The organism is Enterobacter sp. ku-bf2, from assembly GCF_001742765.1.
Lineage (GTDB): Bacteria > Pseudomonadota > Gammaproteobacteria > Enterobacterales > Enterobacteriaceae > Enterobacter > Enterobacter quasiroggenkampii.
Genome location: NZ_MDVW01000019.1, coordinates 45,594 through 58,721 on the forward strand (window position 1 = coordinate 45,594; position 13,128 = coordinate 58,721).

General features: G+C 50.3%; 11 protein-coding genes. 2 read left to right on the forward strand and 9 right to left on the reverse strand.

Annotation, left to right across the window (positions count from 1 at the left end):
• Positions 1–48 precede the first annotated feature (48 nt).
• The 8 genes from BFG58_RS17530 to BFG58_RS17565 all read right to left on the reverse strand — a co-directional run bounded on the left by BFG58_RS17530 (position 49) and on the right by BFG58_RS17565 (position 9,963).
• Entirely contained in the window at positions 49–1,980 is a 1,932-nt protein-coding gene (locus BFG58_RS17530; RefSeq protein WP_069720206.1) for a bifunctional diguanylate cyclase/phosphodiesterase, read from the reverse strand.
• A 17-nt stretch (positions 1,981–1,997) separates the two neighbouring features.
• A complete protein-coding gene (locus BFG58_RS17535; protein WP_024909477.1) occupies positions 1,998–2,492 on the reverse strand; it encodes a molybdopterin-dependent oxidoreductase in 495 nt (164 codons plus the stop codon).
• 399 nt (positions 2,493–2,891) lie between these two features.
• Positions 2,892–3,479 (reverse strand): cytochrome b, encoded by a 588-nt coding sequence (locus BFG58_RS17540; RefSeq protein ID WP_045909828.1) that lies wholly within the window; start codon positions 3,477–3,479, stop codon positions 2,892–2,894.
• A complete protein-coding gene (locus BFG58_RS17545; RefSeq protein ID WP_069720207.1) occupies positions 3,476–4,549 on the reverse strand; it encodes a catalase family peroxidase in 1,074 nt (357 codons plus the stop codon). Before BFG58_RS17545 ends, BFG58_RS17540 begins: the two co-directional genes overlap by 4 nt.
• A 162-nt stretch (positions 4,550–4,711) precedes the next feature.
• Positions 4,712–5,323 carry a flavin reductase family protein gene (locus tag BFG58_RS17550; RefSeq protein ID WP_069720208.1) on the reverse strand — a complete coding sequence of 204 codons (612 nt, stop codon included), beginning with the start codon at positions 5,321–5,323 and terminating at the stop codon, positions 4,712–4,714.
• Positions 5,324–5,725: 402 nt separating this feature from the next.
• Entirely contained in the window at positions 5,726–7,270 is a 1,545-nt protein-coding gene (locus tag BFG58_RS17555) for a DHA2 family efflux MFS transporter permease subunit (RefSeq protein WP_055321833.1), read from the reverse strand.
• Between the two features lie 13 nt (positions 7,271–7,283).
• A complete protein-coding gene (locus tag BFG58_RS17560; protein ID WP_069720209.1) occupies positions 7,284–8,426 on the reverse strand; it encodes an HlyD family efflux transporter periplasmic adaptor subunit in 1,143 nt (380 codons plus the stop codon).
• Positions 8,427–8,475: 49 nt separating this feature from the next.
• On the reverse strand, positions 8,476–9,963 hold the full coding sequence (locus BFG58_RS17565) for an efflux transporter outer membrane subunit (protein ID WP_175430180.1): 1,488 nt from the start codon (positions 9,961–9,963) through the stop codon (positions 8,476–8,478).
• 189 nt (positions 9,964–10,152) lie between these two features.
• Here BFG58_RS17565 and BFG58_RS17570 point away from each other — a divergent pair, with 189 nt between their 5' ends.
• On the forward strand, positions 10,153–10,797 hold the full coding sequence (locus BFG58_RS17570) for a TetR/AcrR family transcriptional regulator (protein WP_023343460.1): 645 nt from the start codon (positions 10,153–10,155) through the stop codon (positions 10,795–10,797).
• A 124-nt stretch (positions 10,798–10,921) separates the two neighbouring features.
• Entirely contained in the window at positions 10,922–11,326 is a 405-nt protein-coding gene (locus BFG58_RS17575) for a helix-turn-helix domain-containing protein (protein ID WP_023326759.1), read from the forward strand.
• Between the two features lie 12 nt (positions 11,327–11,338).
• Here BFG58_RS17575 and BFG58_RS17580 read toward each other — a convergent pair whose 3' ends face one another.
• Positions 11,339–13,123 (reverse strand): diguanylate cyclase, encoded by a 1,785-nt coding sequence (locus BFG58_RS17580; RefSeq protein ID WP_069720211.1) that lies wholly within the window; start codon positions 13,121–13,123, stop codon positions 11,339–11,341.
• Positions 13,124–13,128: the final 5 nt, after the last annotated feature.

Here is a 13,128-nt window from a genome sequence, read left to right on the forward strand (position 1 = left end):
TATCAATCGTCTACATGATTTTGGGCCAGAAACAACCGCACAATCATTTCAACCGTATCTGATCTTCCTGTCAATCTCAGCCTGTGGTTTTCCGAACAGGTACCCCTGCACGAGATCGCAGCCAAGCGCCTGAAGACGTTCAAGCTGCGCTTCGGTTTCAACACCCTCTGCAATGACCCGCATATTGAGGCTCTTCGCCATGCCGGTAATCAATTTAACGATATTAAGGGCATCATCCTGCGTGGATATCGGATTCACAAAGGATTTATCTATCTTAATTTTATCAAAATTAAGTTCACTCAGTCGCGAGAGCGAGGAATATCCCGTTCCGAAATCATCGATGGAAATTTTGACACCCAGTGCCCGGAGCTTTTTGAGAATAGTGATCGGCATGTTGCTGTCACTGAAGAGCGAAGACTCTGTAACCTCTAACTCGAGTCGGTTGGCCGGTAGCCCCGTCTCTTTCAGGATGGACTGCACCATCGTGGTAAACGATTTCGTGCCTAGCTGAACGGGTGAGACGTTCACCGAGATCCTGGCCGGCACCGCCCAGGACACCGCTTCCCGGCAGGCCATCTCAAGCACCGACTTGCCGATCTCATTGATCATTCCCGTTTTTTCAGCGACGGAAATAAAATAATCTGGCGCGAGTATCCCTTTCACCGGGTGTATCCAGCGAATAAGCGCTTCATAGCCGTAAATTTCATTGCTGAATGAATCGACAATAGGCTGGTAGTACACAACGAATTCATTGTGATCGATCGCCAGAGCCATATCATGTTCAAGGGTTCTGCTTTCCTGCAATCTTTGCAGCATCCACTGCCGGAAGACTTTGATCTGCTGCGAACCTTCTTTTTTCGCTTCGTAGAGCGCCAGATCGGCAAATTTATAAAGATAATCAGAGCGTCGTTCATTATCAGATAAAACGATGCCCACGCAGGTGGCAATTTTTATCAGCTGGTTATTAATCGTATAGGGTTGGCTGATGTGATCGCTGATTTCTTTGGCGCGCGAAACGGCGGCGGTTTCCGTGAGTCCGCTGGAGAGAAGGGCGAATTCATCGCCGCCCAAACGGTAAAACGTATCCGTTGCGTTGCTCATCGAGGTCAGCCGTCGGGATACCTGATTCAGCAGCAAATCTCCCGTATCATGGCCATAGGTATCGTTGACCTCTTTGAAGCGGTCTAAATCAAATAACATTACGGTGACGGGGACGTGGTTTTTATCTGCCTGAAGATTAATTTTATTGAGATCGTCCCAGAAGAAAAGGCGGTTTTTCATGCCGGTGAGAGAGTCATGATAAACATCATACTCCAGCTTCGCGTTCTGAATTTGCAGTTTTTCTTTTGATATTTGAAGTTCATCAGCCAGGCTTTTAACCTGCATGTGTGCTTTCAGAATGTTTTTATTCTGGTAGATCATTAAGAAGCCAAGAATAAAGCTTAAAATCACCAGAAGCAAAGAAAGTGCGGAATAAATATAATACAGGATTTGTATTTTGTTGTTGGATTCATTAACCGTATTAATATCTTTCGTTAATGCCGTTGCAGACAGCTGGCTGAGCGGTGCGTCGAGCTCATGCATATTTGTCAGGTACGCCTGTAACTCCGGATGGCTCATTTTTTCAAGATGACTATCCAGATAGGCCAGTATTTTTTCTAAGCGTAAAGCGAGCTCCTGATGCGTTTTATCGCTATCAATGTAGCGACCTAAATCGCCCCCCTTCATTAAATCGCCCTGACTGAGCATAATTTCGAGGCGCATACGGACCTGGTCTATCGTAACGTCATCAGTATCGGTTGCGTATAGACCAAGCCATGATTCAAAACGGTAATACTCTGATACCAGTTGTGCCACGGACCAGGACTCAGTGTATTGAGTCAGTTTTTGCAATTCCTGCTGTCGATCATAAACAAGGTATGCAATATATCCTGTCGTGATAAAAAGAGAAAAAATGATACCAACCAGTATCCTGTTCATTATGTTCTCCTGAACGGCTACTCAATCTTCATTTTGCTTACCTGCCATGCTGATCGTGAGTAATAAATCTGATTATTCAACTCAGGAAGACTGTCATAGGGGTATACAATGAACGATGGGCCTTTATCGCGGATGCGCATATATTCGCCATTGACCTTTAAGGCAAGGATGGCGTTGTATTTTTTAAAGTCGCTGAGAGGGATGACGGTTGAGTAATCATTGAGCGCAATAACATTCACGTTCGTACCTTTTGCACCCACATAATCCATGAGCTTGCTCATGGGGACACCCTCAAACTTCGTACGACCGTTATACCAGGGGGAGGTCGTCTCGAAACTCACTACTCCGAGTTTTTCAAGGCTGGCGAGATCAAACACTGCTTTTCCATTTTCGTTGGTATTTTCTATATTACCGTAAATCGTTAAAATGGGTTTACCAACTGGTTTTGGCAGGTCGCCAGCCCAGGTTACACTTTGTACCAGACAGCATAACAGCAGTAGGGTTAATCGCATTTTGACCTCCACCTTTTTAACAGAAGTATAAGAATTATAATTTAGATATCACACGAGTTGATATATTTTGTTGGGGAGTCGGGGGTTTTATCGTTTTTATTGATGTAAAGTCATTTTAATCAATGAGTTATGTGTTGCGGGTGTCAGGATGTTTGATGCGCGAGCGACGCTTAACTTTTTGATAAAAGCTAAAATTGCGGGCATAAATGCTCTTCTGTTTAAAAAATAATCGCTTTAATTGAGAGATATTATCTTCCACGATAATTGTGGGGTGTCCGTGGCTTTTTGGCGCGCGAATTTAGCGGCTAAATACGCGCCCCGGTTGTGTGCGCTGTTTCAGGATGGCGATGATAAGCGAGGACACGAACATTCTGATTGTGCGTGTCCCTGGCGCTTGCCTTACTTCAGGTCATCCCGGATGGCTGACGCCGGCTTACCCCCTTTCGCCATGCTGGCAAACACTGCGTCCCGGTAGATCCACGCATGAACGAGTGCGGCGGAAAGATGGACCAGCACCACGGCAAAAAGCAACTTTGCCAGAAGGCTATGGGCGTCGTGACACCAGGCAAAGAGTGCCGGACTGGTCGGGACAATTGCCGGCAGGTTGACGCCATCAAACATGACAATTGGCAGGCCCGCTGCCGACAGTTGCGCCCAGCCCAGCAGCGGCATTGCCAGCATTAACCCATACAGCATCCAGTGTGATGCCTTTGCGGCAAGCACCTGCCAGACGGGCAAATCGGCAGGAAGTGGGGGCGTCCGGCTCAGAAGTCGGTTGACCAGACGAACCAGTGCCAGCAGTAAAATGGCGATACCCAGCGGCCGGTGGAGGTCGATTAGCCAAATCCGGTGATGTAACGACGTCATCATCGCGGCACCGATGAACAGCATGGTCAGGATCATCACCGCCATCAGCCAGTGCAGGCTTCGTGCCAGGGTATTGAAATGCTGCGGCGCGTGCTCTCGCCTGTCTTTATTTGAGCTCATTTTACCTCCTGCTTTTGCACGGCTTCGGTGGCTTTGCCGTAGCCGATTTCCCGTTCACGGCGGCTGAAAGAGTGGGAGTAGGCCGCGGAGCGGGCGTTTAAGATGGGATCATCAGACACCGCAACGCCTGCAGGAACGACAGAAGGATCAAAGTTAACGTCGCGGCACGCGCCTGTTGATTGTACTTCGACCCGCGTCACTTCCAGCGTGCCGGCTACCACCTTTTTGCGATCGTCCGGCCATGGCTGGGAAGGGTCATCCACCGGATCGCCCGGCTGTGCGAGCTGCAAAACGTAATCCCAGTAGAGTGGCTTCTGCGCCAGGCGCTGACGCAGGTTTTCGAACAGGAAGTTATCATCGGCTTTCTGTCGTTGCTCATTGCTTATCGACAGGAAAGGCTCGTGCGGACGCATCATCCAGCGAACGGCTTGACGTTCCCCCTGCGCGTTCACAAGGTAAAAGGCGTTAATGCTGTAAAACGTCGCGCCTGCGAAGCTGCCGGGGGCGGGTTTTTGTGCCGCCCATTTAAGGTATTTCTCCGCCTCCGGGTACGCTTTTAAAAAGTCTTTGAGACGCTGCGGATCCGGTTTCCCGGTGGACGCATCAACGGCCGTGGCTTTTCGCAAGGCCAGAAAACCTTCCGGGCTGTGCGTGGCGAAGAAAGGCTCGTTGTTCATCGCCATCCGCCATTGTTGCTTGTCATCTGTCTTCAGCAGTAGCGCCATGCTCAGGGTTTTGGTCGTACTATCCGGTGCATGCGGATCGCCGGTACCAATAGAGAATCTACCCACTACGGGCACTTCCTGCAGTGAGAAGAGGCGGGAGGTTGAAAGGGAATCCGCCGAGCCGTTTGGCGTAAAGGTGCCGGCAAAGCAGATGCCTTTTCCATGCGCGCGGCGAAAACCCGGCGGGAAGGGTTTCGGTGTTTCCCCTACCAGTGCCTTGCTGACCGTGCGTGAACCAAGCCAGCCCGCCGTCCATGCAAAAGCAGATGCCAGCGTACCGGCGACTACGGCGATCGCTGCCAGCGCGCCCCAGGTTTTTTTGGACCTCAAATCCAGTTTCGACATAGACGTTTTTCCAGAACAAAATATCTTCACCTGTCATGCGCGACGTATTGCGCGTGACAGGTGTTAATACAGTGGCGAATATGGCTCGAGTATAGGAACTAAGGGGCGTAAAGAAAGAATATCACGAAAAGTTTAAACCTTTCCGCTGTCAAAAAGTCCGGGTTACTCATCGTGTCGGAAGTTGTGACCGAGTCGGTTACCCAGCGAGAAATAGTGGCGAAATAGATAATAGAGAGGATTCCATTTCTCCACATTAAATTTCACCCCTCGCTGAGTACGAATTAATAAAGCCTCAGATATGTGGACGCAGGTTATCGTGGCATCAACGGACACCAGGTTCCCCTGCGAACCGGTCAGGGGCGCTATCCCGCCAACCTTAGCCTCTATTTGTACAGGACACTCTTTAATTCTCAACGAGTTAATCGTCACCGCCTTTTCCTTATGGAAATTTCCGCAGCTAAACTTGTCCTGTTCAAAAACATATCCCATTTTTTTCTTCCATTCCGGTGGCGATGCTTTTCCCGTTTTATTTGCGATAGCTTCAATATTCGGCCAGAGCCTGCTGTCCGGGATGTTCAGAACAATATCGAGGTTACCTGTGATATTTTCATAACACTTTCCGGAGGTGCCAAGCCCGAACACGATATTCCGGTCGAGGATCCACCACGAGGAGACCGGGCTCAGGTTGGTTGAACCGTCAGGATTTTGGCTGGAGATAATGGCGACCGGTGTACCAAAATATAAAGAAGCAAAATCGACCTGCTGGGTTTTCATTTTATCATCCTCTGATTAACGAAGGCCCAGTCTACGTTGTGCAAACGTGCGTTACTTCGGTGAAGCGCGAAGTAACGCACGCCACCTGAACGTCCCCGGCGAGAAGGCGCAGGGTGAGGGATATGGGCTGTGTTTTTCTTCTGCGATGGCAGAAAATGTAAATAATGAACAGAAGGGAGTATGCGATATTATCGATGAGATCGTCAGTCAACGGTTTCAATCTGTGTCTGAATAATTGCCTGATTTAGGACGCTTCTTCCACTGGGAAGCGTCCACTTTTTTATATATTGAAAAATTTATTTCTGATATTAAGCACCGCTTTTTCTGTACAGAAAGTCCTGGTTTTTCATCCATCAAATTTTCTCTTTTATTTGACGCCCACATCCCTGTGCTGAATAACGATTAATGTCCTACAGATGCGGCATCAACAACGCGAGAGGGTTTCGGTGCTAAAGCAATAGCAAAAGCAGCGATAAAGAATATGACGCCTATCGACATCATCAGATTATTGGTAGAAAGCATCATGCTTTGGCTGTTAACCATCTTGTCAAAAAGCTCCCTAACAAACTGCCCACCTTGCTGAGGCGCCGAGTTGATGTACTGTGAAAGATCGCCTGTCGGGTCAACGACGGACGCCAGCTTGTCATGCGCAATATAGCGCTGGTCTTGCCATGACGTCGTCACCAGCGATGTGGCAAACGCGCCTGATAACGTTCGAACAAAGTTCATTAACCCGGCTGCAGAAGGCATTTCCGCTTCATCTACCGAGCCCATTGCAAGGCCCGTAATCGGAACATAGTACAACGGCATTCCCACCCCCATGAATAACAAGGGGACACAGATGGACCAGTAGTCCATATCGGTCGTCGCATAGGCGCGCCAGAAGGTATCGAGACCGAGCCAGGCGCAGCCAAAGAAGATAAGAATGCGCGGATCGATTCTGTTGGAAAGGTTAGCGGCAACCGGAGAAAAGACCACCTGCAGAAGGCCACCCCAGGCCACCACAATCCCGGCCCATGTTGTTGTATACCCTAAGTTATATTGTAACCACAAAGGCGTCAGGACATTCAGACCAAAAAAACACCCAAACGCAAGCGCGAGCACAAACATGCTGGCCGAGAAACCGCGATGGCGAAACACGCTGATATCGACAATCGGATGGTCAGCGGTCAGTTCCCAGATACAGAAACACAAAAAACCTATGCAGGCCACAATCGCCAGAACCCATATTTCTTCTGAGGCAAACCAGTCAAGGTCTTTCCCTTCATCCAGCATGATTTGCAGTGCGCCAACCCAGATAACCAGTAAAACAAACCCAACGATATCAATAGCGTTATTAACCAGCTCATCTTCGAAGATTTTCAATACTGACCACGCCACGACTGAAAAAGCGATGGCCATTGGAACGTTGATGATAAACACCCACGACCAGCTGTAATGATCACAAATCCATCCACCGAGAACCGGGCCTATCACGGGCGCGAGCAATGTTGTCATCGCCCATAGTCCCGTCGCCTGCATGGATTTTTCTTTCGGGAAAATACGCAGCAGTAACGTTTGTGATAAGGCCATCAGGGGGCCTCCTGCCATGCCCTGAAAAACTCGCATCAGCAGCAGCATTCCCAGCGAAGTGGAAAGGCCACAAAGCAATGAAAAAATACCGAACATGAACACGGAAATGGAGAAAACGCGCACGCCGCCAAACCGTGTGGTTAACCATCCTGAAAGCGGTACCGTAATGGCTTCAGCAACGGCATAGGCCGTGATGATCCAGGTACCCTGGCTGGTGCCTGCGCCCAGGGCACCAGCCATATTGGGTTGAGTGACGTTTGCAATGGTCATATTGAGCACGGCTAAAAAGTTCGCCATTGCAAGAACCAGGGCACCCACCCATAACATACCGCCCTTCAGCGAAGGAGGTTGGTTATCGATAACGAATGTAGACATAGCCCGGTTTCCGTTATTCACTTTTTAAATTAACTGTCGCTTTCATGGACAGCCCTACCCGCAGCGGATGTGCTGCAAGCTCGTCAGCATTGAGTTTGATGCGTACGGGTAAACGCTGAACAACCTTAATCCAGTTACCCGTTGCGTTCTGCGCAGGAATAACTGAAAACGCTGCGCCGGTTCCGCCATCAAAGCCTTCTACCGTTCCATGAAAAAGCACGTTATCGCCATACAGATCGCTTACCAGCTCCACTTTCTGCCCCACTTTCACATGCTGGAGTTGAACCTCCTTGAAGTTGGCATTGACGTGAATTTGCTGTACTGGCACCACGGACAATAACGGTGTGGAAGGTTGTACGCGTTGCCCAAGCTCGACCTGGCGACGAGCAACCACGCCATCGACTGGCGAACGGATTACGGTTCTTTCCAGATCCAGTCTGGCCTGATCGCGCTTCGCTCTGGCAAGGACAACTTCAGGGTTGGTCTCGGTATCTGCGTTCTCAATCAGAACAGCATTCGCTTGTCTTGCACCCACCGCCGCCTGTTTAGCTGCCTCTGCTTGCGCCACGGCGGCTTTAGCGGCATTCAGGTTTGCCAGAGCGGAAGCATAAACGTTTTGAATGCGCGTCAGCTCGTCGCCTGAAATCGCGCCTGTCTGCATGAGCGCCTCGCGTCGTTTGAGGTCAACCGTCGCGCGCTGGAAGTCAGCGTTTGCGGCATCAACCTGGGCCAGCAGGCGTTTTTGCTCTTTTTCATTAGCCACAACTTCTGCGCCGAGCTTTGTATCAGTGGCCTTATATCCATTTACTCGCCGAATGGACAGGTTCAGGTCTGCTTCCGCCTGATTAAGGGCTAGCTGCGCGTCGGTGGGATCCAGCTGGATCAGAACATCGCCTTTTTTTACCACCTGGGAATCCGTGACCAGGATGGCGCTTACCGTACCGGTAACGGCAGAAGAGAGTTGGGCTGATTCGACATCGGTATAGGCGTTATCGGTTTCAACATACCGGGAACCGACGAATTCCCACCAGGCAAAAGAGCCTGCACCAGCAAGCGCAATACTCACTGCAAGACAGGAGAACAAACGTTTTCTCTTTTTCTTTTTGATATCGGATGATTCAATATTTTGATTTTCAATCGCTGCAGAATGACTCATTTTATTTCCTTTCTTTCCACTATTTAGTTATTAACCTGGTGTTAAATAATCACTGTTTGCTCGAGGTATATCCGCCGCCTAATGCGCGCGCTAATGCGACGTCAATCGTAAAGGCACGAGAATTAACGTCGGCTAATTTTCTGCGGGAAGCGACCAGCTCGTCTTCCGAGGATAAGACGTCAAGATAATCAGCAACTTTTCCTTCATACCTTTGTCTGGTGAGCGAATACGCTTTTTCTGCTGACGCGACTGCCGCCTGAGAATACAGCATCTCGTCTTTAAGAGAGGCTCTGCTGGTGAGCGCATCGCTCACTTCACGAAGTGCATTCGTTAACGTGTCGTTATATACATTCACCGCAATGTCATATTCACCGCTGGCGTATTTCAAATCACCCTGTAGCTGTTGCGTATTAAATATGGGCAACGATATTGCCGGGCCAAAGCTGCCAATTGCTGAGCCACTCCGGGTAAGGTTGTTAATACCCAATGACTGGAATCCGGCAAAGGCAACCAGATTAACGCTCGGGTAAAAACCGGCTTTTTTCTGTTTGATTTTCTCTGCTGCCGCCTCTGCGCGTAAACGTGCCGCGATAATATCGGGACGGCGACCAATCAGATCCAACGCAATATTGGGAGGAAGGTCCTCATGCGCTAAAAGCGTTGCCTTAGGCGCGGTTATGGCCAGCGCCCTGTCAGGCCCGTCACCGATCAATGCGGCGAGGGCATGTTTTTTGATCGCAATCGCTTCATCTATTGCCACCAGATTTGCTTTTGCGTTGAGTTGACGCGTCTCAACCTGTTGAAGGCTGGATAAATCTTCCAGCCCAGCGTCATGCCGTTGCTGGAACAACGCAAGCGTACTGGTTCGTATCGTCAGGGTATCGTTAAGCGTTTCGCGAACGGTGTATAAATGCGCCAGCTCCGCGTAAACGGTAACAACAGACGAAGACAGCACCAGTCTTGTTTGCGCTTTTTCCGCGACTGCCGCCATTTCACCTGACGTTGCAGCCGCGAGCGCAGCGCGGTTTTTACCCCAAAAATCAATTTCCCAGCTCATATCCAGCGTGGTGCGCCCATAGCTGTTCCAGTTTTGGGGTGTTGCGCTTTCAGGCGTCACATAGTTGTAACTCATTTTGTCCCGCATAAAGCTGGCGTTAGCGGTGACCTCGGGGAAAAGCGATCCGCTTGCGCTTTGGGTCATCGCCTGCGCTTGCTTCACGCGAGCGTCGGCGATGTTAAGCGTAGGGGAATTTTTGAGCGCGTCATCAATCAGTCCGTTGAGCTGCTCATCACCGTATTTTTTCCACCAGTCATCTTTCGGCCACTGGCCGTTCTGATGTGGGAAACTCTGATCGCTTTTAAGTTGTGTGACCGTCTTCATAGGCGGTGGGGTGCCGAGATCGGGGATCATGGCGCATCCGCTCAGGCTGATGGCGGAAAAGACAACACAGCCCATCACTATCCTGGACCGGGTTGAACCGGAAATACGACACCTCGGGAGTGCCTCCTGAAAACCTTTCATCAGTACGCTCATCATGCTGTTCATCAAGTAGTCCAAATGCAGTACCGTACAGTACGGTACGATTTATATCTTGACTTCTGAGCGCCGTCAAATAAAAATGTACTCGTCGGTACGATTACGAACCCTACTCACAGACGTGATTCCGAAATCAGATAACAAAAAGTGTTGGCGAGCGGCCAAACACCTAAACTACCGAGGAAACATATGGATAAAAGAGCGCTTAAACGGCAACAGATTCTGGACGTTGCATCCGGGCTGTTTCGACAAAAAGGATTTGATGCTACGTCTATCTCTGAGATCAACGCGATTGTGGGTGGCTCAAAATCGACAATTTACAGCCACTTTTCTTCGAAAGAAGAGCTATTTGTAGAATGCATGTCTTCTGAAACAGAACAGTATATTAAGAGCATGACTATTGAAACTGCAGGGCAGGTGCGCCTTTTCAGAAAATCACCACAGCTGGTTATCGAGCAATTTGCCGTTGCCTTTTTACGCTATATTTGTTCACCGGATATTGTGGACTTGCAAAGATTAATGATTTCCGAAGCCGGAAGGTCGGGAATTGGAGAGTTGTATTATGAGCGAATGCAAAAACTTCGTTCAAACGTATCGGCGCTTTTCACCGATTTAATGAATCAAAATATTTTAAGAAAAGATGACCCAGTGCTGGCCGCTGAGTATTTTCGCTCTCTTCTCCAGGCCGGTATCCTTGAACCCTTGCTTTTAAAAGCACGAAAGGATCAGCCGGACGAAAGTGAAATTGTCATGAAAGCGCAGGCCTCCGTTAATGCGTTTATGAAGTTGTATGGTCCTGAACAAAATGAGGATGTTGCAAAGACATCTCACTAAAATACAGTAAGCATTCTCTCACCCTATTATTAGGGTGATTTTTTCTTTTTGGAAATATTATTTTCAATTGTCATTGGATGACATTGCCAGCGGACTTCTTGTAAATAAAATTTCGTGGATACTTATGTGTATAAAGTTTACTCTTTTAAAAGATCGTGAAACTGTAATTAAGTCCCTGACTCACTGGATTGACTCGAATTTATACAGACCTATTACCGTTCTGGATGTGGCGCGAAAATCCGGTTATTCATTGGCTTATATTCAACGAAACTTTCGCCAGGAGTGTGGCATAAGTATAGGTCTCTATATCCGCAGCCGGAAACTTGAAAAAGCCGCGCATATGCTCAGACATACGCAGCTCTCTGTTTCAGATATATTTACAATGCTAGGCTATGAAGAGCCGTCCACCTTCAGCAGAGCGTTCTCAAACCAATATGGACTCTCCCCAACCAAATACCGTGAGATGGCTAAAAAAAGTCATGACATGAATGGATTGTCGATATTGATTACTGAGGTGACGCGCGACTAAAGCGAAAATCCGCTAACCCGCCTCCAGCATCCCAAAACTCACAATCCGCGCGCGTCCCAGCTCTTTTGCCCGGTATAGCGCCACATCCGCAGCGCGCAGCAGGTTGTCGGTCTGGGCATGTTGTGGGTAGCTGGCAATGCCAATCGACACGTCCACCGGCCCAATCTCGGTCAGCCCGTAGCGAAGCGACAGCTCATGCACGCCGGTGTAAATCTTCTGCGCGCAGGCGTACGCTTCTGCTTCATCGGCACCGGAAAGCAGCACCAGAAACTCCTCGCCGCCGTAGCGGAATGCCAGCCCGTTGTCATGTGCGGCGCGCTGAACAATTGACGCCACGCTTTTGATCACCAGATCGCCCGCTTCATGGCCGAAACGGTCATTAATGCTCTTGAAGTGGTCGATATCAATCATCATGCAGCTTAACGGCACGCCAGTGCGTATCGCCTGTGCCGTTTGGGTTTGCAGGGTATCTTCCAGATGATGACGGTTACGCAGGCCGGTGAGCGGGTCAAACAACGCTTTTTCCAGCAACGCGTCGCGCAGACGCTGGTTGGCCAGCGCAAGCCCTAGCGCCTCGGCCATCAGCTCCAGATACGCGCGGGAAGGGGCATTATCCGCCGTGATATTCTGGAAGGAGAGCTGGCCAATGGCCTCACCCTGAGCGATAAGCGGCACGCAAAGCGCGCTTTCCGCCTGGGATGCCGGAAGATGATAACAGGCAATATCCGGCTCGCCGTTCACCGGCGGGTGACTCTGCCCGCGACGCACGGCCCAGCACTCGTCCGGGTGGAACGTCGTCTCTTCACCAACCGGCGAAAGCCATTGCGCGACGCAGCGCATCTGCCACGGCTCGCGGTCAAGGACGTAGAGTCGGCCCGCGATCCCCGGCGCGATATTGGGGGCAAACAGCTCCGCCACGTTAATCACATCGTTAAAGTTCTCACAGCCCTGCAGCCGCTGGGTCATGCGCGCCAGCAGCTCGCGGATGGCCCAGTCGGCATCGCGCTCTTTTTCCAGACGCTGCCGCGCCAGGCCGTTTTCACGGAAGATGCTAATGGCCTGAGCCATATCGCCTATCTCATCGATCTGGTTGAAATTGGGCGTTTCAACCGCGTAATCCTGGGATGCCAGACGGTGCACCACGTCGCTCAGGCGCACCACGGGGCGCAGCACGCGGCGCTTTAATATAAAGCCGAGCACAAACAGGAACAGCAGGGCGGTCAGGCCGACCGTCAGCTCAGAGGCGGTACGCAGCGCTTTCGATTTTTTTGTCGCATCTTTTACGGAGCCGATAACGCGCTTGTCGAGTATCTGGCGAAAGTGATCGATCTGATTCTGCGCGCGATCCAGCTCCTGCTCATAGGGCTGACCATAGAGCAAGGCAACGGCCTGGGCGTCTTCACCGCGTTCCAGGCTGGCGAGGGCGGTTTGCTGCTCGTCCTGCAGCTCATCGACGATCTTTATTCCTTCATGCAGCAGGGCCAGTTCTTCATCCGATGCGCCGTTATCCTGCAGCTTTTCCAGCCGAAGCTCGATGCGCTTCAGGCTGTTTTCTGCCTGGTTATATTCCTTGAGCACCTGAGGATCTTTTTTAATGACGTACAGCCGCGCTAAATCAGACTGCGCCCAGATATCGGTTTCGATATCTTCCGTCAGCTGATCAAATTTCTGCCGTTGTTCAACGGCCTGACGTTCGAGGGTATCCGCACTGGACGCCATCAGCATGATGATGCCGGAGGCGATGGTCAGGCAGACCGTGGCCCCATAGGCCCAGTTTGTTATCGTCGCGATTCGCACCAGAT

Bases quoted from the DNA above. Each gene is read 5' to 3' on its own strand.
- BFG58_RS17540 (WP_045909828.1), bottom strand. From the start codon at position 3,479: ATGAGCTCAAATAAAGACAGGCGAGAGCACGCGCCGCAGCATTTCAAT.
- BFG58_RS17570 (WP_023343460.1), top strand. From the start codon at position 10,153: ATGGATAAAAGAGCGCTTAAACGGCAACAGATTCTGGACGTTGCATCC.
- BFG58_RS17545 (WP_069720207.1), bottom strand. From the start codon at position 4,549: ATGTCGAAACTGGATTTGAGGTCCAAAAAAACCTGGGGCGCGCTGGCA.
- BFG58_RS17555 (WP_055321833.1), bottom strand. From the start codon at position 7,270: ATGTCTACATTCGTTATCGATAACCAACCTCCTTCGCTGAAGGGCGGT.
- BFG58_RS17535 (WP_024909477.1), bottom strand. From the start codon at position 2,492: ATGCGATTAACCCTACTGCTGTTATGCTGTCTGGTACAAAGTGTAACC.
- BFG58_RS17565 (WP_175430180.1), bottom strand. From the start codon at position 9,963: ATGATGAGCGTACTGATGAAAGGTTTTCAGGAGGCACTCCCGAGGTGT.
- BFG58_RS17560 (WP_069720209.1), bottom strand. From the start codon at position 8,426: ATGAGTCATTCTGCAGCGATTGAAAATCAAAATATTGAATCATCCGAT.
- BFG58_RS17575 (WP_023326759.1), top strand. From the start codon at position 10,922: ATGTGTATAAAGTTTACTCTTTTAAAAGATCGTGAAACTGTAATTAAG.
- BFG58_RS17550 (WP_069720208.1), bottom strand. From the start codon at position 5,323: ATGAAAACCCAGCAGGTCGATTTTGCTTCTTTATATTTTGGTACACCG.
- BFG58_RS17530 (WP_069720206.1), bottom strand. From the start codon at position 1,980: ATGAACAGGATACTGGTTGGTATCATTTTTTCTCTTTTTATCACGACA.